Here is a 22,102-nt window from a genome sequence, read left to right as displayed (position 1 = left end):
CGTGTTCGTCGACGAGGACAACATCACCGAGCTGGCCGTCCAGCGCTGGGCCACTGCGCACTCCCCGCGGCTGGGCGAGCTCCTGACCGTGCTGGTCCGTCATCTGCACGAGTTCGCGCGTGAGGTGCGGCTCACCGAGGACGAGTGGATGGCCGCGATCGAGTGGCTGACCGCGGCCGGCCAGACCTGCGACGACAAGCGACAGGAGTTGATCCTCACCTCTGACGTGCTCGGACTGAGCACCCTTGTCGTGCAGCTGAACAACAGGTTCGCGCCGCAGGCGACCCCCGCCACGGTGCTCGGGCCGTTCCACGTCGACGGCTCGCCGACCGTACCCTACGGCTTCGACATGTCGGACGGCATCGAAGGCACACCGCTGTTCTTCACCGGCAAGGTGACGGACATCGAGGGCAGGCCGGTCCCGGGCGCCGTGCTCGACGTCTGGCAGGCCGATGCCGACGGCGCCTACGAAGCCCAGCTCCCCGAGGTCGACGAGGCCCGTCTTCGGGCCAAGTACCGTACCTGTGAGGACGGCACGTACTGCATCCGCACCATCGCGCCGCGCGGTTACGCCATCCCCATGGACGGCCCCGTCGGCGACCTGATGCGCAAGACGGACATCAGCTACTTCCGGCCCGCACATGTCCACTTCCTCATCGACGAACCCGACTACCGCAAGCTGATCACCCACTTGTTCCAGGAGGGCGGCGAGTACCTGGAATCCGACGTCGTCTTCGGTACCAAGGACGCGTTGATCACCTCTTTCGCCGAACGGCCGGCAGGCGCCGCCCCTGACGGCAGCAAGATTGAAGTGCCGTACCTGCAAGCCGAGTACGACTTCATCCTGCAGCCCGGCTGACCAGCGGACGGTCGACCGCGGAGGGGATCCCTCAAACGACTCGCCAGGACACGAAGTCACGCGGGTCCGCGAGTCCTGATCGCTGCTGAGCCTGCTGATTGGCCGGCTGACATGTCTGGGCTGCCGGCGTCGCCCGAGGTGCCCGAACGGTGGCCCGGGAGCTTCGTCGTCGATCTCGACGGGGTGATGATCGGTCAGATTCTGCTCAGGAGAGCCAAGCAGCACCGTCGCCCGGCTGCTGTGGGGAAGGCCGCTCTCGGCCACCTGTTCCTGCCGCGGGCGTGGGGATCTCGGTGAGCCGGTGATGCTTGCTACCCAGACCGCCGCCGTGGGCCCGATGCGACTCGCGGTGAAGCTGGGGTTCGCCGAAGTGGAGCGGTTCCGGGCGTGGGACGCCGAGCAGTGGCTCGGCCTGCGGGCCCCGGTCACGCCCTCCAACCCTGGGCGGCAGGCCCAGTGGGAAGCACGGCTGCGTCTTCACTCTGGTCCTGATCAGATCGCCGGCCGAAAGGCCGATCGCCGCCCAGCGGTCGGTCTGCATGGCGACCTTGAGCAGGAGAGCACGGTGTGAGCGCGCGATCTCGGCGTTGCTCACACCCCGACGGTCACACCAGTCCAGTCGGAACCAGGTCGGAGACAGCCGACCGCGCGGTGAGCGGCCCTCCCGCCGGGCTCAGCCCGCCCTGGCCGGCAGCTCGGACAGCGGTCAGCCCGAATGGTAGGAGAAGCCTTGTCCTCTGGGCCCCTGTAGGCCGACGGGGTGACCTCATGTCGTACGGAGGCATGGCCGGGCGGCGAGGCGTCGCTGAGGGTCGACGCGATCCTGCTCACTCACCGTCATCGCCAGGGATGCGCGGCTGACGACATGCACATAACGTCGCAGGTGGGGGCAGAGCCAGGGAGCGGACATGAGCCGAACCAAGCGCAGCAGGACCCGCAGCACACCCCGTAAGCGGGCGCCGAGGATCGCGTCCCGCGCCGTGACGGCACCGACGCCGCCCATTCCGACAGCACCCCCGCTCGGATCACCGGAGACCGCGCCGCCCACCTCCGATCGCACCCTCCCGCACGGTCCGCCGGGCCGCCCCACCCACCTGCGGATATCCGAGACCAACCCCTGGTCGGTCACGCTGATGAGCTTCTTCTTCCTGACCGGCCTGGGGGTGTGCGTGCTCGGCACCGCCCTCGTCACATCGCTGATGTTGCAGGTCGTGGCCCCGGGCCAGTGGCCGACACCGTGGGAGACGATGGTCACCGCCATCGGGGTCGTCACGCTGGAGATCGTCCTGGGCACCGCCCTGGGGTGCCTGTGCAGCTTCATGTACAACTACACCGCGCGGTTCAGCGGCGGCGTCGAAGTGGCCCTCACCGACGATCTGACCGATCCGACACCGGCCGCTGAGGCCCTGCAGCTCATGACGCGGCTGCATGCCCTGGCCCGGCGGCGTCTGGACGTCTTCCTCCCGGTCAACTCCCGTGTGCGTGAGCGCTTTTCCCGTCGACGTCATGGCGACTCGCCCCCGCTCTCGGCCGAGGCCGAAGACCGCCCTCAGAGGCGGCAGTCCCGGACTTGAGCTCCGTCCCCGAGCAGACCGGACCGGGCGACGACACGCACCATGGCCGTACGCGCGAGGACATACGAGCGCGAACAAGGGCCGGCGTCTCATCGCACAGGCGGTTCGGGGATCCCCGGGAGAACCCTCTCGGCGATGTCGAGGAGGGCGCTGTCGTTCGGGAGGGCTCCGGATGTGCTCCACACGGTGATTTCGCAGTAGCCGCCCCGGTCATGGCGGTCCAGGGCCACGGACAGCGTCCTGGCCAGGGGACCCTGTTCGACCGGTCCGCCGGATGTGCCGCTCCCGAGATTGATCTCGATCTTCATGGTGTGATCCGAGGAGAGGACCGCGGGCCGGCCGAGAACCGAAAGCGTCTTGATGTCCGTCTCGTCCCCGTAGTTCATCAGCTTCACGTACTGGTCGGTCGTGAGCTTGTTGTACGTGGCCGAGACGTTCACGGTGTACGTGTCGAATGCGACCTGGGCCTCTGGTTGGGCGACCTTCCCATCGGTGAGAGCGGCGGTGTCGTTCGTGCCCGAAGCAGAGGTCGCGATCTCTCCGGGCGTTCCGAGAAGCTGGGCGAGCTCCGGCCGGTTGAGCGCCGTGCACAGTTCCTCACCGGTCACAGGCCGGGGTGTCCGTTTGTAGGCCTTCGGCAACTGCTCGTTCTCCCCGCCCGGGCACGAGGCGGCTTGCGGTGTGGTGTCGTCCGACGGCAGCACGTGTGGGGCCACCCACAGCACGCCCGCGAGTGCCCCGATCACGGCCACGGCCGCGAAGGCCTGGCCCCATGCGTTGGGCTCCTTCTCCGGAGTGACCGGCCCGGGACGTGGTACGGCTCCGGTGGTCGGGACCTGGGGAGCAGCGACGACGGCCGCCGCGTCCGCGGAGGGCGCCGGACTCGGGTTCCGGCGTGCGCGCAGGGCTCGTACCACTGCGTGGACGCGTACCGCGGTGAACACGAGGAACACAACGCCGAAACCGGCCACGGCCCAGTCGTGATCGCGGACGGCGAGATACATGAGGCGTACGCCGAGAACGGACCCGAGCATGATGAGCAGGGGCTCACGGACCCAGAACGGCAGAAGACGGAGGAGGAGACCGAGCACCCGGTGATCACAGCAGATCAAGACCACATGCGCCGTGGTGGAAGCCACAGTTCCGGGCACGTGCAGTGCCTGCCGAAGCAAGAGCCGCCAAGCCGGGGATCCCAGCACGTGATCGCACCGGCACGGCCTCTTCCAGAGATCGCTCGTACAGGGCATCGCCGGCTGCGCAGACCGCGACGAAACGGGCGCGGCACCGGCTCTCCCGGTCGTCGACGGCAGCGGCGAACTCCGGTGGCCGTTGTCGCACTTGGCTGAACCGGACCAGCCCGCGGTTGCGAGGGCGAGGAACCCCCGAGCGCAGTCGGCGGCTGGTTCGCCGGCGCTCCGCACAGACCCCCGATCAGGCACGCCCTGGCCGGCGTTGCCCGCGACCGCGTGGAGGCGTGCGTGCCTCCCTCGGCACGCCACTGTGACGGTGCTCGACCGGCTGGGCCGGCGTCGTGGGCCATGCGACGGACACCCGAACGGGCGGGGCCGGGAGCCAGGCCGGTGGCCGCCGCTCTACCGCTCGGCGGTGCCTTCCTCGCCGCCGATCTCGTAGATCCGCTCCTCAAGCCGTTCACCGGCCCAGTCCAGCCCGGCGCCCAGGTCGAACCAGTGCCGATCCTTGCGGACTTCGGGCGATGAGAGATTCACCGCCACCCAGGAGAACACCCCCAGGAGGATGGAACGCCCGTGCCGCGCCGTGCGCACGGACAACGCAAACGGCGCGGCGAGTGCCGCGCGGGTGACCAACATGACCTGTTTGTCCTCGGTATGTCGACGCCCACCCGTGAGAAACCGAGGTGTTTCAAGGATCTTGACCCATTCGACCACCGCGTCTGCCACTTGGGCGCGCAAGGACTCTTCGATGCCCTTCCGGACGGCGGCCGCGGGATCGTCGCCGAGCCAGCCCAGCCAGTGATCAGGATCGGTGAGTTTGCCGAAGTCGTCCTGGGGCACCCCGTGACGGGGATTCTCCTGGTACTCACCTGTCAGTTTCCCGCTGCTGTCCACCAACCACGCGCCGCGGACTGCCTCGGGAGGTACGTAGCCGTTCGGGTCGTCGATATATGTCGGGTCGATCTCGGCGACACTGCCACCAGGATTCTCGGCAGCCGCAGCCAGTAGTGCCGGCTCGTTCGGTATGCCCTCACGTCGACCTCGTGAGCCAAAAAGCCCCACGTTCCCACTCCCACCGTTGCCCACCCGTTGACCGCGATTGTGCCGCACCGATCAGGAGCGCAGGAGCAGGGGTGCGTGACGACGAGGGGGGACGGGGGCCAGTAAACGACTCGGCCCTACTCCTCTGCGCGACTACTGTGCTGCTGCTGGATCGTTCACCGACGAGGGGGAGGGGCTGAGCTGTGCTCACCACTTCGCACCCGCCGTAGGTACCTCTGGAGAGCCCAGAGGGCCCTACGGAGGCTCTCGATGTCCAGGACTGTTCGCACGACTCCCTGGCGACTCCGCGTCCAGGACGGCGCGTCGGAGTCCATGTTCCTGTACGACCTGCGCTACACACACGCCGAACTGGCCCAAGCCGCCCGCGAAGGTCGTCGCCCTGCTCCGACGAAGACGCTGCGCCGCGTCACTTCCTGGCAGCCGCTGGTGCTCTCCTGTAGAAGGGGCTCATTCTCCGCAGAGATCGCTACGGCTGAACGTCGTGCCCGGCTCCGGGGCCGACTCGAAGTCCAACGGATCCGCGGACTGCATCACGCAGGCCACGACCTTGACGACGTAGACGTCCCCCCGGTCCGCCACCGTCACGGTGAGCTCTGGCACGCGTGGTAGACACGGCAACGGCCGGTGCACACGGCAGCTTTGCGCCCGGGGCTACTCGTGCACCGCTCCGACCCCACACCGGCGAGGCCCTTCGGCAGGCCTCAGGCGCAGGCACTCCGGCACGCACAGCCTCGACCCGACAAGCCACCAGGGCCCCGCTTCCACCGCGGACGCACCGAGAAGCAGTTCCGCATGTCGGGCACGCCAGATGAGCGGCTGTTGGGTTCGTCTCGTCCCGGCGCCGCTGGGACGAGACGAACCCAACTCCAAGCAACGGAGGCGACGTTCATCCCCTGAAGGACCAACGCCTCGGCGCTCGATGGGTCCGTGCCCAGCACTCGAAGCCGCAGGGCCGTGATCAGCTCACCCCGCGCACTACCCGAAAGAGTGTTTTATTTACCGGGGGCGGCGGGTTAGGCTCGCGCCAGCGGATCTTGTGCGAACACGCGGATACGGAGGCGCCGGCATGAACGACAGCATGACCCCGCGCCGGGGCCGGCCCCCAGGCCCGCAGACCACGGACGGAAAGCTGACGAGCCGCCAGGAGGCGATCGTTCGCTACATCGCCGAAACGGTCGCCCGGCAGGGATACCCGCCGTCCATGCGGGAGATCGGCCAGGCCGTACACCTCGCCAGCACGTCCTCGGTCGCCCACCAGCTGTTGGCGCTGGAGAACAAGGGCGTCATCTACCGCGACCCGCACACCCCGCGCGCTTACCAGGTCAGGCCCACATGGGCACCCGATCTGAGCGACAGAAGCGACGCCGCCGTCGAGGTCCCGCTCGTCGGGACCATCGCAGCCGGTGCCCCGCTGCTCGCCGAGGAGATGGTCGAGGACGTCTACGCCCTGCCCCGGCAGATCGTCGGCGACGGCGAAGTCTTCGCCCTGACCGTCTCCGGCGACTCCATGATCGACGCGGCGATCTGCGACGGCGACATCGTCACCGTGAAGCGCCAGGACAGCGCAGACCACGGAGACATCGTCGCCGCGCTGCTGGACGACGAGGCCACCGTGAAGGTCCTGCGTCGGCAAGAAGGCGACGGGCGGGTGTGGCTCATGCCGCGCAATCCGTCGTACCAGCCGATCCCCGGCGACGAGGCACGGATCCTCGGCAAGGTCGTCGGCGTGCTCCGCCTGCTGTGACCGCAACCACGGTGCCTGCGCGCCGTGATCCAGCGGACGGGCGGATGGTGGGAGACGGCTCTGACCGGAACTGCGCAAGTGCTCCTGCGGGGTCCGAGGCCGATGCGGCAGGGAGCGGTGTTGGCTGACGAACGGCTTGATGCCGAGTGGCTGCAGGGGTGGTGCGAGCGGGCGGACACGGAGCTCGTGAAGCTGATGCAGTCGTTCCGCGCACGGTATGGCTTCGAGCCGGACAGCAACGTCGTCGTGCTCGCTACGGACGCGAGCCGTGAGGCCACCGATGCGCTCGTGGCGCTGACACCGATTCCCTCGGACCTGACAACGATGTACTGGGTGATCGCCGAGGTCTCCTTCCCCGATGTGGAGAGCGGCTGCTTCGTCCATCCAGCGTCGCTGGTCGCGGACCACTTCCGCGCCTACGGGTCCGTCCGGATCGACGGGGAAGAACCTGCCCTGGTCTTCGCCAGCGACGGCGGCGGCCATCTGTTCGCACTTGCAGGCTCAGGGCGGGTCTGGAGGTCGACCACCGCCTCGTGGTCCAGCCAGTTCGACCTCGCTGCGGCCGGTCTTGAGGAGTTCTTCGAGGGTCTTTCGCGACAGATCGGTCAGCAATGACTGCTGCTTGAGGACCGAGACGGCCCAAGGCCCGGCGGGGATTCGGATCCGCGCAAGCCCGAGAGGAGCCCTGCCGTACATGACTCCGGCCCTACATGACTCCTTGATCATTTCTTCCCTTGGACTTCCGCTTCCATCTCGCGATGACCGGGTGCTCGGCATCGGCGGCGGTCCGAACCGGTGCAGTGGCGAAGAACTGGGTCGAGCGGCGCCGCCGTGCTCCGCTGCACTCGCGAGAGATACGGCCCCTGCCCCGATCCCGGTGTGAACGTGGGGCCGACGAGCCCCGGGAGGTTGGGGTTCCCGGGGCAGTGGACTGGGCGCTGCGGACTTCCTGTCAGGTGTCGGCGCCGCGGAAGCCGGTGGTGCGGTCACACCGGCAGCAACGCGATGCGGGGCGGTGTCGCGCGGGAGGGCCGCAGACGGAGGCCGATGGTATGAGGTGCACCCCGCCGGCTTCGCATCCGGCACACCATCCGGGAGAAGACTGACAGCCAGGCCGCCCGCCTACGCAAGGGTTCGCGGCGGACGCCCACCGGGCTTCGGTGAAGAGCACCACAAGAAGCGCAACACCGTTGAACGGGCCATCAATCGACTGAAGCGGCACCGGACCGTGGCCACTCGCTACGGCAAGCGACGCTATGTCTACCTCGGCACCGCCACCGCCGCGGCACTGGTGATCTGGCTCCGCTCGTGAGCGTCAGGATCAGTCCTCATTCGTCCTCCGGCAGGTGAAAGTAGACGGTGCCCGACCGCCAAGGGCCGTGCTCGGTCGGCTCTGACTCGATCACCACGTGCTGGATCTCCGCCGGGCCCAACGCCTCGATGGCGTCTGCCAGCCGTCGCAGGAGAGCCGGAACGCTGTCGCAGCCAGGGCCGGCGGGGTTGGCCTGCGAGAAATGGCGCACGGTCCAATGCGTCGGGGTATCCATCACTGACTGATCGTAAAGCCTGCCAGCACCTGGTCAGCAGCCATCCTCTGGACCGGGCAACTCAGGTCCCGGGGCAGTCGAGACCGTGATCGACCGGACAGCTCCTAAAGTCGGCACGAGCCCGTCGCCTTGCTCTTGCACCCCGCGCTCACCCCGGCCGCCGTGGTCACCGTCGCGCTCGTGGTCGCGGCGCCCGGCGGCACGTTGGCCCGCGCGGAGGCCGCGCGTCTCGGTCCCGAGGTCGTCCGCGATGCCGACTTGGCCGTCCCGGACGCGACCGCTGCCGTCGAACTGGTCGGCTACGGGTATCCCGGCTTCGAGGACCAGCTCGGTGCGGCCGGGATAGGCGCCGAATCCGTCCGGGACCTGGTGGAGGATCTCCAGCTGGGCGTGCGCTGCAAGTTGCTGCGTTTGCCGCAGCACTTGTCGCCAGGGCGCTGGGTGTTGTAGCCGTCTCGGCGGCCGTGGGTGGTCGGGAAGTTCAGGTGGGCGCGGCGGCGATCTTGGACAGCTGGCCAGGGGGGCCCGGCCGGGGGCGGCAACACGGTGACATCTCCGGGCAGGTGAAGGAGATCCGTCTGTGGTCGACAGCGCCCGGCGCCACCACGGCCACCTCCAAGTCGGTGCAGATGTACCTGTACGACGGCTCCGCGCGACTGCGCCAGGCATGGCACCCGCAGATCTCGCCGTCACTGAAGACCGAGTACGCCTACGACAGCAGCGGCCGGGTCACCAGGCTGACCCCGCCTGGCGAACTGCCGTGGACCTTCACCTACGGAAAGGCCGGCTCCAGCAGCGCGGCCGGCGAGGGCATGCTGCTCAAGGCATCCCGCCCGGCGCTCGCGCAAGGCAGCGCGGACACCGTGTCCGGCGAGGCGGTCACGTCCGTGGTCTACGACGTACCGCTGACCGGCACCGCAGCCCCGAACAGCATGGGCTCGTCCAGCGTCAAGGCATGGGGGCAGAGGGAAGCGCCCACGGACGCGACCGCGATCTTCCCGGCGGACGCCGTGCCCGCCTCGAACGCCGGCAGCGCACTGACCGCCGCCGACTACAAGCGAGCCACCCTCCACCACCTGGACGCCTCCGGCCGCACGGTGAACACCGCCGCCCCCGGCGGGCACATCGCCACCACCGAGTACGACCAGTTCGGCAACACCGTGCGCGAACTGACTCCCGCCAACCGCGACGTGGCCATCGGCACCAGTGCCGCTGGCTCCGCGGCCCGTAGCGACCTGGGCATCGCGGCCCTGCCGACCGCCGAACGCGCCCAGCTGCTGTCCACCACCCGTACCTTCAGCGGCAAGGGCACCCGCCTGCTGGAGGAGTTCGGCCCGCTGCGCCGGGTCGACCTGGCCGCAGACCTGAAATCCGGCACCACCACGCTGGCCGCCGCCGGCGCCTCGGTGACGGCGCGGGCCTGGACGGTCCACGACTACGACGAGGGGCGTCCGACCGACGGCAGCGCCGTCATCCGGGACCAGCTCACCAAGGTCACCACCGGCGCCGAGGTCCGTGAGCACCCGGGCGTCCAGGGCGAGACCCGTGCTGTTCAGACGGCCTACGACTGGGCCAAGGGCCTGCAGACCAAGACCGTGGAAGACCCGGGCGGCCTGGCGATCACCACCACGGTCGAATACGACGCACAGGGCCGTGAGACCAAGCGCATTGCGCCCGGCGCCGGCGGCACCGACGCCACCAGCCGGGTGACCACGTACTGGTCCGCGAGCGGCACCGGCACCTGTGCCGGCCGCCCCGAGTGGGCCGACCTGGTGTGCTCGACCGGTCCGGCCGGGGCGATCACCGGCGGCGGTTCCAACCCGACACAACTGCCGGCCAAGACCACCGAATACGACTGGTGGGGGAACCCGGCCAAGACATCCGAGACCGCGAACAGCTCGACCCGAACCACCACCATCGGTACCGACAATGCCGGCCGCACCACCTCAGTGAAGATCACCGGCGGCGTCGGCACAGCCGCACCGGAGGCCAGCACCACCTACGACACGGCCACCGGCCGGCCGACCAGGACCGTCTCGCCGACCGACGGCACCATCACCACCGGCTACGACAAGCTCGGCCGCGTCATCTCGTACACCGACGCGGACGGTGGCACCACCACCACCGAGTACGACCTGCTCGACCGCCAGGTCAAGCGCAGCAACAACATCCCGTCCACGGTGAACTTCACCTACGACCACACCGCCGAACCCCGGGGCCTGGCCACCAAGGTGGTCGACTCGGTCGCCGGTACGTTCCTCGCCTCATACGACGCGGACGGCAACCTCACTGAGGAAGAGCTGCCCGGCGGCTACACCCTGGCCCAGACCCTCGACGCGGACGGCAACGCACTGGAGCGGACCTACACCCGCGACAGCGACGGCACTCTCGTGCAGTCCGACACCGTCACCCGCTCCATCCACGGCCAGGTCATCTCAGACGCGCAGATCACCGGGCAGAACTACCGTTACGACGCGATCGGCCGCCTGACCTCCGTCGAGGACACTGCCGAGACGGTGTGCACCAAGCGCACCTACACCTTCGACGCACGCTCCAACCGCAAGAGTCTCACCAGCGCCACCGGTACCCCCGGGACGAACTGCCCCACCTCGGGAGGCACCACCACCAACTACTCCTACGACAGCGCCGACCGTCAGGTCGACACCGGCTACACCTACGACGCCTTCGGCCGCACCACCGCCCAGCCGGGCGGTGTGACCCTCGCCTACTACAACAACGACCTGATCCGCCAGGAGACCGTCGGCACCAAGCGACAGACCTGGCAGCTCGACGGCACCCAGCGCCTCCGCTCCTGGACCGTCGAGACCAGCAGCGGCGGCACCTGGGGCACCACGGAGTCCAAGGTCAACCACTATGACTGCGGCTGCGACAGCCCCGCGTGGATCACGGAGGACAGCCAGGGCAACGTGACCCGCTACGTGGAGTCGCTCGGTGGCGGCATCGCCGCTACCACCAGCAAGACCGGCGGCACCGTTCTGCAGCTCAGCGACATCCACGGCGACATCTCCGTCCAGCTCCCGCTGGACACCAGCAAGGCTCCCACCGTCCAGGACACCGACGAATACGGCAACGTCCGCGCCAGCAGCGTGCCCGCACGCTACGGCTGGCTCGGCGCCCAGCAACGCTCCGGCGAGACACTCTCCGGACTCACCCTGATGGGCGCGCGCGTATCCGGCGATCGTGAAGCTGTGGTCGGACGCCTGGGCCGAGTTCGTGCCCTTCCTCTCCTTCGACGTCGAGATCCGCAAGGTCATCTGCAGCACGAACGCGATCGAGAGCGTCAACGCCCGCATCCGCAGGGCCGTTCGGGCCCGCGGGCACTTCCCCAACGAGGCCGCCGCCCTCAAGTGCATCTACATGGCGCTGATGAGCCTGGACCCGACCGGGAAGGGCCGCAAGCGGTGGACCATGCGCTGGAAAGCACCTCTCAACGCGTTCCAGATCGCCTTCGAAGGCCGCCTGACCCCGAGCAACAACTGACCATCAACAACCAGATCAGCCTGAAAATTGACACCCCCGAAGCCAGCCGCAGGTCTGGCTGCCGCACCAACGTTGCAGCACCGCCACCGATTGCTGGGGCGTACGGCCGCTACTGCCAGCCGGCCAGGGACACTTGTGGGCCGCTGGTGAGGTAGCGCCGCAGAGCACTGGCGGTGGTGTCGACGAAGTCTTCGGGGAGGGCGTTCGCGTCGACCCACCGCACTTGGGTGTGTTTGCAGGGTTCGCGGTTTTCGGGTTCGCCGCTCCATTCGTGTGCGGCGAAGACGACGGTGAGAAAGCCGTTGGGTGCTTCGACGCCCCAGGCGCCGTGGATGATGTGGGCGACCTGGAGGGACTCGGGTTTCACGGTCAGGCCGGTTTCCTCGTACAACTCGCGTACCGCGGTTTCGGTGATCGGCTCGCCGGGCTCGCTCTTGCCGACGGGAAGGTCCCACATGCCCTGGGCGAACTTGGCGTTGTGGCTGCGCTGGAGGAGGACGACCCGGTCGGTGGCTTTGTCGTGGACGATGACGGCGGCGACCAGCAGGGTCATGGAGTCGACTGCCGGGGGCAGGGATTTGGGCTGGTCGTCGGTTGTCCGCTGAACCACGACTGGGGTCCCTTCGCCGGCCGGTTGGTGGGCAGCTTAGGCCAGTGCCTGGCGCGCGCGGTGGGCGAGTTCGGCGGCTCCGGGCACTTTGCGGCCCTGGTGGACGGCAAGGGTCGAGCGGAGCGAGGTGATCCCTTTGCGAGTGCGGTCGGAGGCCATGCCTTCCATCAGCGCCACAGCCTGAGCCCATGCGGCTGCGGCCTTGCCCGCGCGGGCCTGGGCGGCGAGACTGTCGCCCAGATCGGCGTAGGTCAGTGCGTGGACCCGCTTGTACTTTTGGGGGTCCCAGCGTGTCAGGGCATGGGACTGCCGCAGTTGCCCGCGCAGCTGATCACTGCCGCGGTAGCGTCTGCGGCAGCCACGTGGATGCGTGCGCGGAAAAAGAGGCGAGCGCGGGCGGTAGGAACACTGGCGGACCCGGGCGTCGACGCCAGCCCTCAACTGATCCAGGCCGATGCGAGTGATCGCAGCAGCCTCTATGCCGACCACGACACTGCCCAAAGCCTCGGCAGGCGCTGAGTCCGTATGCCACGCAGAGAGGTGGCTCCAGGAGTTCATGGCCACGAACCCGTGGAGCCACCGCTCCCGTCGCTCGGACGTCGCACCGCCCGTCATCCCCTCGGGCCTGGTTCCCGCGATGTTCGGTGTGCGACGCCGACCATGGGTCCGGCCGGCCCTAAGCCGCACGGCGGTCGGATCGGACATGGTCCTGGACGGCCGGTGCCCGCGCAGCTCGGGCCACTCACAGGCGAACTGCACGCCGTACGAGGTGGGGAACCACACCCGGGCCGCCCGGCCTGCGGCAGGGTGATGCGATCGACCAGCCCCGCCACGCGCGGCCGGGCCAGCCGCCGCCGGGTCTGCTCGATGCGCACCTCGGGGGCAATCACCCGGTGCATCTGGCCAGTGGTAGCCATCCGCTACTGGGTCAGCACGCCCAGCGCCAGCCGGTCCCCGCTGCCCGCGTCCACGCCGATCATCACGGATCTGCTCGCTTCCCGTCCGGTGCGGCACCGTCCTTGCCGGGCGCCGCGCGTACCGGTCACAGCAGCAGCCGGCCCCGACCAGAACCCCGACCACGAAGGCCCGACCGCGGTCACGAAGCGGCAACGCCTCCGTGGACCAGGCCCGCATCCTCGCCGACAACCCCGCCGACAACCGTCCGCGGCCTGTCCGTGGAACCGCAGGTCACCATGCTGGTCCGACCATGGTCGGGAGGCCGACATCCCCTCTACGCCCCCGAGTCCACGTCCCACAGCAGGAAGAACAGACAAGTGGGTGGGTGGGAAAGGACCAGGGCGGCGCGGGAGGGGATCGGGCGCCGCTGGTGTGGCTCGTGCGTCGGCCGGTGCCGCCGCGCTGCGCCGACGTCAGTGCGGTGACGTCAGGCGGGGGGATGTCAGTGGGCTGGAGGTCGGGGCGGGCGCGGTGCCAGCGTGCGGGGTGGTGCCAACGGCCGGAGGCGGCGCGGGCGACATCGACGCCGACTTCCACCAGCGTGACGTTCAGCGTCTGCCCGGCTGCCCCGTCCGGCGGAGAACGACCAGCCCGCCCGGGGGTGGCCGCGCCGGGCCGGAGTAAGCAGGCCGGCGAACGCGCTGCTGGCCGTCCGGGCGAGGTTGACGGTGCGGCCGGTGTACTGAAGGCGTCCGTGATCGTCGTACCTGCCGAGCAGCAGACTGCGGGGAGCCGCCACCGGGCCGGTCACCGCACCCACGATCGCCTCGGCCGTCTCGCGCACCTTGTACTTCAACCAGCCCCTGACCGACGGCTCGTAGACGCCTCATGCCGACCGACGCCCACGTCAGCCACTCGCGGACGACCTCCGCGCGGCGTACACCGACTCCAGCGCGGCCCTGCGCCGCCGGTACGGCCACCTGGTCGTATCCGTCCCGGACAGTCGCACGAGATCGAACGCGAAAGTGGGCCGGCCACTGCTCCGCCATGACCCTGTGGAAGCGGTCATCAAGGGTGCCACCCGCCACCGCCACCGCCCGCCTGCCCTGGCGAGTTTGTCAGTCCTGGTGGACCACATCCGAACCGGGGCCGCCGGAGAGCGTGTCCCTGCCCGCGCCGCCGTACAGCTTGTCGTTCCCGCTGTTGCCGTACAGCTTGTCGTCGCCGCTGTTGCCGTACAGGACGTCGTTGCCCTTGCCTCCGTTCAGGGTGTCGGCGCCGGTTCCGCCGGTGATCGTGTCCTTGCCGTCGTCGCCGGACAGATTCTGGGCTCCGGAGCCGCCGTGCAGCGTGTCGTCGCCCTTGCCGCCCTGCACGATGTTGTCGCCGCCGCTCGCGTTGATCGTGTCGTTGCCGTCACCACCCCACGCCAGGCCCTCCTTGCCCACGGTGATCGTGTCGTTACCGGCGTCACCCGAGACGTAGGCGCCGTCGAGACGTCCCGAGTCGGTCGCCTTGTCGTTGCCGGCGCCCAGCGAGATCTCGGCGTAGAAGTAGATCTGGTCGGTGGCGTTGTCGTACGCGAGCGTGTCGTTGCGGTCGCCGAGGTCCGTGACCAGGGCGGGGTACGGATCCTGGCTGTCCACGAAGGTGACCGTGCAGGAGACCTTCGTGTGGTCCGCGCTTACCGGGTAGGCGCAGTCGTGGCCCGCGCTGATCGGGACGACGTCGTCGATCAGGTAGGTGATGCCGGTGCGGTCCGAGGTGAGCGACGCAGTGACGGTGGCCTTGTTGGTCTGGCCGGGGGCGGCCTTGTAGACGAGCTGCCAGTCGTTCTGGTTGACCGCGGCGGTGGCCGACGCCGGCGCTGCGTCCGCGGTGCCGGCCAGGCTGAGCGGAACGGCCAGGGCTGTACCGAGAACCGCCGTCGCCGCTGAGACGGCGCGTGTCACCCGGCGACTGGCTGGACGAGAGAGCATGGCGAGACCTCCGAGAGGAACGTGAAGCGCTGGTTGTGCAGGATCAGACTCGGGGCACACCTGTTTGGTTGGTCAACTTCCCTACACACACGTGAAGTTCACCTTCAGGACACCTCTCGGCCCGGCGGATGGCGGGGGCGCGTCCCGTCGTCGCCGGACCGGGCTCAGCCCGTCGGCCTACCGGCGGCGTTTCGGGGCGGCGGCCGGAGCGGTGGGTCATGAGATTCCAGCTACGCGACGGGCTCCTCGGCTTCGGTGAGGACTACTGGATCGAGGACGACCGCGGTAACAGGGTGTTCCTCGTCGTCGACGGCACCCTGGCGCCCACCTGCGACGCCGGCAGCCCGGCCGCGGCCCTCGCGATGGTGTTTCAAGCTCGTCGAGTCCGCCCACACCCGCTGGCGCACGGTCACCGGCGCCCACCTCGTCGCCCCGGTCCGGGCGGACGCCACGTTCGAATACGGCGTCCTGGTTGAGCGCCCAGAAGCCGTCGCTGGCTGATCACGCGTCACCCGAACCACAGCTCTTGACGATCGCCGTACGGGCCGCGGTGAAGACCGTCGGGGCGGAAGGAGGACTGGACGTACTGCCACGTCACACCGCATGCCTTCCACGCGGTCGGTACGCCACCTGGGGGGCCAGGCGTGATGCGTGCTCATCCGGTGAGACCGAGTTCGCGTAGGGCGTCGGCGGGGTGGTTGCGGTAGTGGTCGTGAGCGGCGGCGTTGTTCGTCCACCCGGCGAGGTGGGCGAGGCTGATCGCCAGGCTGCGGAAGGTTGCGAGGGCCCTGGGCAGGCTGGCGGTGCGGGCGCGGCAGGCGTCCTCACCGAAGGTCACGTCGCGGACGAAGTGCTGTGCCTCGATGGCCCACTGGCCGCGGATGCAGCGGGCGAGGGCGGCGGTGTCGGCGACGTCGAGCCGGGCAGTGGTGATGCCGAGTTCGGCATCCGCGTGGATCTTTCCGTCGCCGCGTCCGGTGGTGTACTGCTCGACGAGCAGGGCCCGGGGGGCGTGCGGGAAGTTCGCCTGCCCTGGCGCGAGGGGCTGCACGCGCACGATCCTGATTTCGTGGCGGCCTGAGTTGGTCTCCTCGGTGCGGTGCACGGTGATGTGCGGGTTGGTGGTCTCGTCCCAGTCGAGGGCGTCCAACTGCGCGAACGGGGTGGAACGGTTCTCCTTGACGGGGAAGAGGCCGAAGGCGCCGCGTCGGTGAAGGTAGTGGGCATGGCCGGCGACGGTGTGCAGGGCATCGGCGGTGACGATCGCGCCGGTGATGTCGGCGATCAGGTCGAGCGCGGCGGTGAAGTGCACCGTCTCGTGCGGCTTGTGGCGCATCTCCCGCTGGGCGAGCATCACGCCCGGGTCGACCTGGTAGACGCCGAGCAGGTGCAGCTGCAGGCCCTCGCTGTCGCGGGCGCCGCGCACCGTCTTGCCGTCCGCGGCCAACCGCAGCACCGGATCCCTGGCGATACCGGCCAGCGGGTCGGCGGTATGGGCCTGCACGAACGCACCGACGGCGGCGTCCAGCAGGTCGGCGTCCACCCGGGCCGGCGCGCGGGTGAGTGTGGTGGCCACCGGCAGTTTGCCCGGGTCGCCGGCGGGGAGTTCAAGGGCGGCGAGGATGCCGGCGCCCTGGCCGCTCGCCCAGCGGATCACCCCGCGTACCGAGCGCACGCCGCACAGCAGGGCACAGGCGACCAGGCCGAGCAGCATCGGCCAGGGGTGGGCGACCAGATGCGCCCTGCGCGGATCGGGGACGGTACGGACCGCGTCCAGCAGCGCGGGGAGCCTTTCGGGCGTGCACAACTCCTCGGCAGCGAGGCCGTGTTGCTTGGCAAGTCGGCGGGACGTGGGCAGGGTCGGGCAGGATGGCATGCGGGCGCGGCCTTCATGATCATGCTGAGTGGAATCAACGTGATCATGGATGGTCGCGCCCTTCGACGTTTACCCGGCCCCCTGTCCAAGATCCGACACCTGGGTGACGACCTCGGCGCATATCGTATTAAGGGTGAGCGACGCCAGCGGAATCGAGATAGCCACCGATGTGCCAGGACAGGTTCCGCTCCGGCGCAACAAGGGCTTCCGGATGCTGTGGATCGGCCAGTTGCTGTCCGATACCGGCACGCAGATCAGCGGGATCGCCTACCCGCTGCTCATCCTGGCCCTGACCCACTCGGTGGTGCTCGCCGGGGTGGTCGGCACGGTGCGGGCCATTACCCTGCTCTGCCTGCAGCTGCCCGCCGGGGCGCTGTCGGACCGGTTCGACCGGCGACGGACGATGATCATCTGCGACGTAGTGCGCGCCGTCCTGCTGGCTCTGCTCGGCATCCTGATCGTGCTGGATTTCGCATCCTGGCCGGTGGTCCTGGCCGTAAGCCTGATCGAGGGGGCTGCCGGTGCCATCTTCGACCCGTCCGCCGCCGCCGCGCTGCCGGCAATCGTGCCGGACGGGCAACTCGAGCAGGCGTGGGCGGCCACCGAAGCCCGGACGTACGGTGCCAGCCTGGCCGGCCCGGCGCTCGGCGGGGTGCTGTTCGGGGTGGGCCGGGCCGTCCCGTTCCTGGCCGACGCCGTCTCCTTCGCCATCTCGTTCGGCACGGTGAGCCGGATCCGCGGGCGGTTCCGCCCGCAGAACGAGGCCGAGCGCAAGGCGTTGTGGCGCGAGGTGACCGATGGCCTGCGGGTCGTCTGGCAGGTGCCCATTCTGCGCGCGGCGCTGATCCAGACACCCCTGCTGAACTTCGCCTTCAGCGGCGTGATCTTCAGCATCACCCTCGCGATGCGACAGCGCGGTACCTCCGCCGCGGTGATCGGCCTGGTGCAGGCAGCCATCGCGGCCGGCGGGCTGCTGGGCGCCGTGGTCGCACCCCGGCTGCAAGGGCGCATGCGCCTGGCGACCCTGGCCACCACCATCACCGTGGCCGGGGCCCTGCTGTTCGGCGCTGCGGCCTTGCTCATCCCGTCACCGCTGGTGGCGGCGCCGGTCGCCCTGGCGCTGCTGCTCGCACCGGCCGCGAACGCCGCGCTCGTTGCCGTGGTGCTTCGCAGCGCGCCGGAGGAAATGCGCGGCCGAGTCATCAGCACCGTGGTGATGGCGGCCACCGCGCTGGCGGCACTGGCGCCACTGATCGCCGGCCTGATCATCCAGCACATGTCCGGCGCCTGGGCGGTAGGCGCCTTCGCCGCCACGACCGCCGCCGCAGCCCTCCTGTGCCTGACCCTGCCAGGATTTCGGCACGCAGAGTCCCCGGCGGCCGCACCAGGCTGAGCGGCTGAACGAACAGACCGCCTGCGGTGGTGCCCAGCTCTCGGACAAGGACTGAACCCGCGTCCTCGCATTTGCGCCGAGCACGCATCACACCTGCCCCTGTGACTGCCGTCCGAGGGCCAGCGTGAATCTGCCCGGGGAGCCAAGCCGAGCAACTCCGAGACCCACCCGATCACCCGGTGGGGAGATCCAGAGAGCCTCATCAGCGGGCCGCCTGATCTCAGAAGCCGTATCTCAACCGAACGTGATCTGTTGATTTCTGCTGGTCAGGCATGGTGTAGCTCGGAATGAGAGAGGCATCCGGCGTCTTGTTTCCGCTCCGTGAGCGAGGGGTGCGCGATGGCGTCGGTGCTGGGAATGCCGGAGGAGCGGGAGACAGCGGCCGTGTGCGGCTGGAAGGACTACGGGAGGAAGCCGCCCGGCTGGCTGAGGTGTTGGAGGCCGCCGAGATCGAGCTGGACCGGTGGGTGATCGCGCGGGAAGAGCTGGTCGAGGCCCTGGCGGCCTCGGCTGCCGAGACCACCGCCGAGACCACCGCCGGGACCGAGGCCGAGGAGAAAGCGGTGCTGTCGCTCGCGCCGGTGCCGGGCTCGAGGGTGCCGCCCTGGCGGGAAGGGCTGCCGGTGACGGTTGTGGCGCCGGGTATCAGCGCATTCTGGGCGTGCTGGAACAGCAGCGATCCACGGGTCACGGACCGCTTCGGGCCAAGGAGATCGCGGTGGAGCCGGGCCTTGGGGCGACGTCGGCGAAGGTCGAGGGGCTGCGGTCGAAAGCCCGGCGCCTGGCGGAGCGCGGGTGGCTCCTCCTGGAGGCGCCGGGGGCATTCAGTGTCCGTCATGTCCGACGGATACCGGCGCACCCGGTCCGGATGGTCGGCCGCGTTGCCGACGCATGCGCGAGGCAATCGCACGACACGGCGGGCGAGTTGAAGTCAACGTGCCCGGGCACCTACAACAAAGACAACAGGGCCTCCGGGAACCACTCGGAATGGGATCGCACCCCCGAGCTACCAGGAGGCCCTGCTGCCACGCGCGCAAACCGCCGCAGTCACCCGATCGAGCTCCCGCTCGACCGACAGCCTTCGAGATCGGTACGGGCAACAACCCCTTACGTGTCGGGATGCTGCGGCAGGGCGAGCCAGTCCGACCAGGAGATCTCACGGCCGAGGAAGCGCGGCTGCTCGAACGGCCAGTCGGCGGCGATCCACTGCGGCACCAGCGCGTCGAGGGCCTGCTCGACCTTGCTGCCCACCAGCTCGTCCACCACCCACCAGGAGATCTCGCCGTCCGCGCCGGCCCTCTCCGGCGGGTCGATGTAGACACAGCCGAGCAGAACTGTCTCCGCCGCGTCGAACAGCGCGTAGTTGAAGGACTGGTGCGCGGCGATCTCCTTCTCGTGCCGCAAAAGGTCGGCCTGGTCGGCCTCGTAGGTCATGGTGTCCGCGGGCCAGCCCCAGGCCGGGCCGAAGATGGTCCACAGCCGCTCGCGCGAACCCATCACAGCCGGATAGTCGAGCGGGGTGTCCACCTCCCGGATCGGCCGCAGGTGATGACCACCGCCCGGCAGCGGTACCAGGACGGGGTGGACGAAGTCATCGGGAAGCCAGCTCATGGCGCCCGACCGTGGCAGCGCACGGCCGTCCGCTCCCCTGGATATTGCCCGCATACCGCCAGGCTCTGCTCTCATGCCGGGCAGGGCCCGCGATCACCCGATCGAGAGTCCCGTTCGATCGACAGACTCCATGATCGGTATGGCAACAGCGTGCTCAAGGTCGAGTACGTCCACCGGCATGCCTTCGCGACCCGCGCCGAAGCCCGGATGCGGATCGCGACCTGGATCACCGTGCTGCCGCCCTCGAAGCCCGCGTGAGCTGCGAAAAGAGGAAACACGGATCAGTCACACGGATCGTTGACCGCTTGACAGCCCCCGACCTGGCTGCCGTCGCAGCAATGCCGGTGCACCGCCTGCGCTTTCGCCTATGCCGGTGCATCAGATTCTGGGAGCATTTAGGCCGATCTAGGCGTCGGATCAAAATGGGGGTCTGCCGTGAAATCCGCTCTCAAGCTCCTCGCGGTCCCGCTCTCCGCAATCCTCGTCGCCGGATGCGGCAGCTCCAGTGGCTCGGGCAACTCGGGTGGTGCATCCAGAACTCCGACGGCCACGGCTGCCGCATCGGCGGGGATCCCAGGCTGCGCCCCGGAGTGCCTCTCGGGGGGTTCGGATCCCGGAAGCCTGCCTGCGGGCCCATATCGGACGTCACACTTCTTCAACGGGCAACTGACGGTGACCTTCACAGGGCGGTGGGAGAGCCATGAGGACCAACCCGTCGAGTTCTCCACGGCGCCGGACGGCAGTTGGGATCTGCACCGGGTCCTGTTCTGGTCCGACCTCATCCCGGTAGGCAAGGACCGGAAACGTGCCGCCGGAGTGCCCAGCACGGCATCGGGGCTGATGGCGTGGCTCACAACCCGCCCGAACCTACAGGTCTCCAAACCCCGGAGCGACACGATCGGTACCGACGCTCTCCCTGCGAAGCTGGTCGATATCGCAATCTCCAGCAAGGCGGTGAATGAGGCCTCCGACTGCCCGGTGCGGGCCTGCGTAGACTTTCTGACCTGGCCGAACTCTGGAGACAACGTCTATGGCATCGCCGAGCCTGCGGTGCTACGGCTCTACCTGTCCGACGTGAGATACGGAGGCACGAACCATCTGTTCGCCATCGGGATCGAAGGGAGAGACCAAGCCGACCTCAAGGTCTTCCTCCCCGATGCGGAGCACCTCATCGCCAGCGCCGACGCCCCTGTCAGTCCGACACCCTCATGACTCGCTGTCCCGACGGCCGCCGCCCAAAAGGTCCTTCACTGCCGTTCGGCTGCCCGTCCATTGACGCCCAACCGAACGGGAAACCGGATCACTCTCACGCTTCACCATGCCGAGTAATTGTCAATAGTTGTGGATCAGCGTGTTCTCGGTGATCAACTTGGTCGGGTGCGGCGGTAGTAGAGCATCGCTTCGTGGTCTGGTTCGAGGTCGGGGAGGGTGAAGCCGGCGGATTCGGCGCAGTTGCGACTGGCGTGGTTGTCGGCGTCGATCCCGCAGAAGAACGTCTGGACATCGCCGACGTCGGGGTGGGCGAGGACGGCTTGGAGGGCGGAGCGGCCGTATCCGTGCCGCCACCGGTCGGGGTCGACCAGGTAGGCCAGGCCCATGGCGAGCCTGGGGTCGGTGTCGGACAGGATGGGGCCCTCGGGGCCTTCGCCGTGGTAGCGGACCCAGCGGTCATAGACGTCGCCGCCGATGAACGCGACCGGTGTCCCGGCCTGATCCAGGCCGATCCATCCGTGGGAGCGCAGCACCATCGCGCCGCGGAAGGCGGTGCAGGGGTGCTGGCTGATCAGCCGCAGCTGACGGTGGATCCAGGACCGGCCGCCCAGGCGCCTGTGGACCTCGGGGTGGTCGAACCAGTGCTCGATCTGGTGCGCCCCGGTCTCGGTCAAGGGGTGCAGCCGCATGTCCGGGCTGTTCGACTGCGTCTGCGAGGGCCGGCTCATGCTGCCCCTTCGCGTTCGACGAGGACGCCGTTCTCGAACTTGGCGCCTGAGCGGACCAGGGCGACGAGGTGGGCTCCGCGGATTGCGCGCCAGCGGGCCTGGGCCGATCCGACGAGCTTGAACACCATCGCGAGTGCTGCGGCCGGGCTGCCGGCGCCGCGGGTGACCTTGGTGCGGAGTTGGACGGCTCTTCGCAGTTGAGGGTGTGGCGCCGAGAACTTAGTGCGTTGTGGCAAACCGGATCTTGTTCGAGCGGCAGCGGGTGGTCGTCTGGACTGAGGTTCGGGTGCGGTCGCGGGCATGAGAGAACGGGCCC

17 protein-coding genes and 5 pseudogenes are annotated in these 22,102 nt (G+C 69.0%); 10 read left to right on the top strand and 12 right to left on the bottom strand.

Annotated features, from left to right (window positions below):
* Position 1: 1 nt before the first annotated feature.
* From ACFZDK_RS52030 to ACFZDK_RS52020, 3 genes and pseudogenes are all read left to right on the top strand, one after another.
* Positions 2 to 859: a dioxygenase gene (locus tag ACFZDK_RS52030; protein WP_390985424.1), complete on the top strand. Its 858-nt coding sequence runs from the start codon at positions 2 to 4 to the stop codon at positions 857 to 859.
* Between the two features lie 132 nt (positions 860 to 991).
* Positions 992 to 1,295, top strand: a pseudogene (locus tag ACFZDK_RS52025) (GNAT family N-acetyltransferase); the annotation flags it as partial.
* Positions 1,296 to 1,767: 472 nt separating this feature from the next.
* The gene (locus ACFZDK_RS52020; RefSeq protein WP_390985422.1) at positions 1,768 to 2,433 is read left to right on the top strand and encodes a DUF3566 domain-containing protein; all 666 of its coding nucleotides are present in this window, start codon (positions 1,768 to 1,770) and stop codon (positions 2,431 to 2,433) included.
* An 89-nt stretch (positions 2,434 to 2,522) separates the two neighbouring features.
* Here the strand turns inward: ACFZDK_RS52020 and ACFZDK_RS52015 are convergent, their stop codons facing one another.
* The 3 genes from ACFZDK_RS52015 to ACFZDK_RS52005 form a co-directional block, all read right to left on the bottom strand.
* Positions 2,523 to 3,524: a DUF6215 domain-containing protein gene (locus ACFZDK_RS52015; RefSeq protein WP_390985419.1), complete on the bottom strand. Its 1,002-nt coding sequence runs from the start codon at positions 3,522 to 3,524 to the stop codon at positions 2,523 to 2,525.
* A gap of 501 nt (positions 3,525 to 4,025) precedes the next feature.
* Positions 4,026 to 4,688 (bottom strand): hypothetical protein, encoded by a 663-nt coding sequence (locus tag ACFZDK_RS52010; RefSeq protein ID WP_390985416.1) that lies wholly within the window; start codon positions 4,686 to 4,688, stop codon positions 4,026 to 4,028.
* A 447-nt stretch (positions 4,689 to 5,135) separates the two neighbouring features.
* The gene (locus tag ACFZDK_RS52005; RefSeq protein ID WP_390985414.1) at positions 5,136 to 5,288 is read right to left on the bottom strand and encodes a hypothetical protein; all 153 of its coding nucleotides are present in this window, start codon (positions 5,286 to 5,288) and stop codon (positions 5,136 to 5,138) included.
* Positions 5,289 to 5,754: 466 nt separating this feature from the next.
* Between ACFZDK_RS52005 and lexA the strand changes: the two genes are divergently transcribed.
* Positions 5,755 to 6,432 carry a transcriptional repressor LexA gene (gene lexA, locus ACFZDK_RS52000; RefSeq protein WP_390985411.1) on the top strand — a complete coding sequence of 226 codons (678 nt, stop codon included), beginning with the start codon at positions 5,755 to 5,757 and terminating at the stop codon, positions 6,430 to 6,432.
* A 120-nt stretch (positions 6,433 to 6,552) separates the two neighbouring features.
* Positions 6,553 to 7,047 carry a hypothetical protein gene (locus tag ACFZDK_RS51995; protein ID WP_390985408.1) on the top strand — a complete coding sequence of 165 codons (495 nt, stop codon included), beginning with the start codon at positions 6,553 to 6,555 and terminating at the stop codon, positions 7,045 to 7,047.
* 713 nt (positions 7,048 to 7,760) lie between these two features.
* Here the strand turns inward: ACFZDK_RS51995 and ACFZDK_RS51990 are convergent.
* A complete protein-coding gene (locus tag ACFZDK_RS51990; RefSeq protein WP_390985406.1) occupies positions 7,761 to 7,979 on the bottom strand; it encodes a hypothetical protein in 219 nt (72 codons plus the stop codon).
* A 129-nt stretch (positions 7,980 to 8,108) separates the two neighbouring features.
* Between ACFZDK_RS51990 and ACFZDK_RS51985 the strand changes: the two genes are divergently transcribed.
* From ACFZDK_RS51985 to ACFZDK_RS51975, 3 genes and pseudogenes are all read left to right on the top strand, one after another.
* Entirely contained in the window at positions 8,109 to 8,429 is a 321-nt protein-coding gene (locus ACFZDK_RS51985; RefSeq protein WP_390985404.1) for a hypothetical protein, read from the top strand.
* Between the two features lie 95 nt (positions 8,430 to 8,524).
* A pseudogene (locus ACFZDK_RS51980) lies at positions 8,525 to 11,170 on the top strand (sugar-binding protein); the annotation flags it as partial.
* Positions 11,157 to 11,480: pseudogene (locus ACFZDK_RS51975) on the top strand (transposase); the annotation flags it as partial. The pseudogenes ACFZDK_RS51980 and ACFZDK_RS51975, both read left to right, overlap by 14 nt.
* 109 nt (positions 11,481 to 11,589) lie before the next feature.
* Here ACFZDK_RS51975 and ACFZDK_RS51970 read toward each other — a convergent pair.
* From ACFZDK_RS51970 to ACFZDK_RS51950, 5 genes and pseudogenes are all read right to left on the bottom strand, one after another.
* A complete protein-coding gene (locus tag ACFZDK_RS51970) occupies positions 11,590 to 12,090 on the bottom strand; it encodes an NUDIX domain-containing protein (protein WP_390985402.1) in 501 nt (166 codons plus the stop codon).
* 36 nt (positions 12,091 to 12,126) lie between these two features.
* Positions 12,127 to 12,393, bottom strand: a pseudogene (locus tag ACFZDK_RS51965) (tetratricopeptide repeat protein); the annotation flags it as partial.
* 617 nt (positions 12,394 to 13,010) lie between these two features.
* Positions 13,011 to 13,136 (bottom strand): hypothetical protein, encoded by a 126-nt coding sequence (locus ACFZDK_RS51960; RefSeq protein WP_390985400.1) that lies wholly within the window; start codon positions 13,134 to 13,136, stop codon positions 13,011 to 13,013.
* 969 nt (positions 13,137 to 14,105) lie between these two features.
* Positions 14,106 to 14,939 carry a calcium-binding protein gene (locus tag ACFZDK_RS51955; RefSeq protein WP_390985397.1) on the bottom strand — a complete coding sequence of 278 codons (834 nt, stop codon included), beginning with the start codon at positions 14,937 to 14,939 and terminating at the stop codon, positions 14,106 to 14,108.
* A gap of 682 nt (positions 14,940 to 15,621) precedes the next feature.
* Entirely contained in the window at positions 15,622 to 16,842 is a 1,221-nt protein-coding gene (locus ACFZDK_RS51950) for an ISAs1 family transposase (RefSeq protein WP_390985394.1), read from the bottom strand.
* Between the two features lie 133 nt (positions 16,843 to 16,975).
* On the opposite strand from ACFZDK_RS51950, the gene ACFZDK_RS51945 reads away from it, so the two are divergent.
* Complete coding sequence (locus tag ACFZDK_RS51945) at positions 16,976 to 18,235, top strand: MFS transporter (RefSeq protein ID WP_390985392.1); 1,260 nt, start codon at positions 16,976 to 16,978, stop codon at positions 18,233 to 18,235.
* Positions 18,236 to 19,342: 1,107 nt separating this feature from the next.
* Here the strand turns inward: ACFZDK_RS51945 and ACFZDK_RS51940 are convergent.
* Complete coding sequence (locus tag ACFZDK_RS51940) at positions 19,343 to 19,846, bottom strand: N-acetyltransferase (protein WP_283461651.1); 504 nt, start codon at positions 19,844 to 19,846, stop codon at positions 19,343 to 19,345.
* Positions 19,847 to 20,518: 672 nt separating this feature from the next.
* On the opposite strand from ACFZDK_RS51940, the gene ACFZDK_RS51935 reads away from it, so the two are divergent.
* Complete coding sequence (locus tag ACFZDK_RS51935; RefSeq protein WP_390985389.1) at positions 20,519 to 21,058, top strand: hypothetical protein; 540 nt, start codon at positions 20,519 to 20,521, stop codon at positions 21,056 to 21,058.
* Positions 21,059 to 21,210: 152 nt separating this feature from the next.
* Here the strand turns inward: ACFZDK_RS51935 and ACFZDK_RS51930 are convergent, their stop codons facing one another.
* Together ACFZDK_RS51930 and ACFZDK_RS51925 are read right to left on the bottom strand one after the other, a co-directional pair.
* A complete protein-coding gene (locus ACFZDK_RS51930; RefSeq protein ID WP_390985387.1) occupies positions 21,211 to 21,786 on the bottom strand; it encodes a GNAT family N-acetyltransferase in 576 nt (191 codons plus the stop codon).
* Positions 21,783 to 21,971: pseudogene (locus tag ACFZDK_RS51925) on the bottom strand (IS256 family transposase); the annotation flags it as partial. The gene ACFZDK_RS51930 and the pseudogene ACFZDK_RS51925, both read right to left, overlap by 4 nt.
* Positions 21,972 to 22,102 lie beyond the last annotated feature (131 nt).

Origin of the sequence: Streptomyces sp. NPDC007901 (genome assembly GCF_042959465.1) — a bacterium.
GTDB lineage: Bacteria > Actinomycetota > Actinomycetes > Streptomycetales > Streptomycetaceae > Streptomyces.
This window is presented reverse-complemented; position numbering and strand designations above follow the sequence as displayed.

Excerpts from the sequence above, each read along its gene's own strand:
- ACFZDK_RS51950 (WP_390985394.1), bottom strand. The coding sequence starts at position 16,842 with ATGCCATCCTGCCCGACCCTGCCCACGTCCCGCCGACTTGCCAAGCAA.
- ACFZDK_RS51940 (WP_283461651.1), bottom strand. The coding sequence starts at position 19,846 with ATGAGCTGGCTTCCCGATGACTTCGTCCACCCCGTCCTGGTACCGCTG.
- ACFZDK_RS51930 (WP_390985387.1), bottom strand. The coding sequence starts at position 21,786 with ATGAGCCGGCCCTCGCAGACGCAGTCGAACAGCCCGGACATGCGGCTG.
- ACFZDK_RS51990 (WP_390985406.1), bottom strand. The coding sequence starts at position 7,979 with ATGGATACCCCGACGCATTGGACCGTGCGCCATTTCTCGCAGGCCAAC.
- ACFZDK_RS52020 (WP_390985422.1), top strand. The coding sequence starts at position 1,768 with ATGAGCCGAACCAAGCGCAGCAGGACCCGCAGCACACCCCGTAAGCGG.
- lexA (WP_390985411.1), top strand. The coding sequence starts at position 5,755 with ATGAACGACAGCATGACCCCGCGCCGGGGCCGGCCCCCAGGCCCGCAG.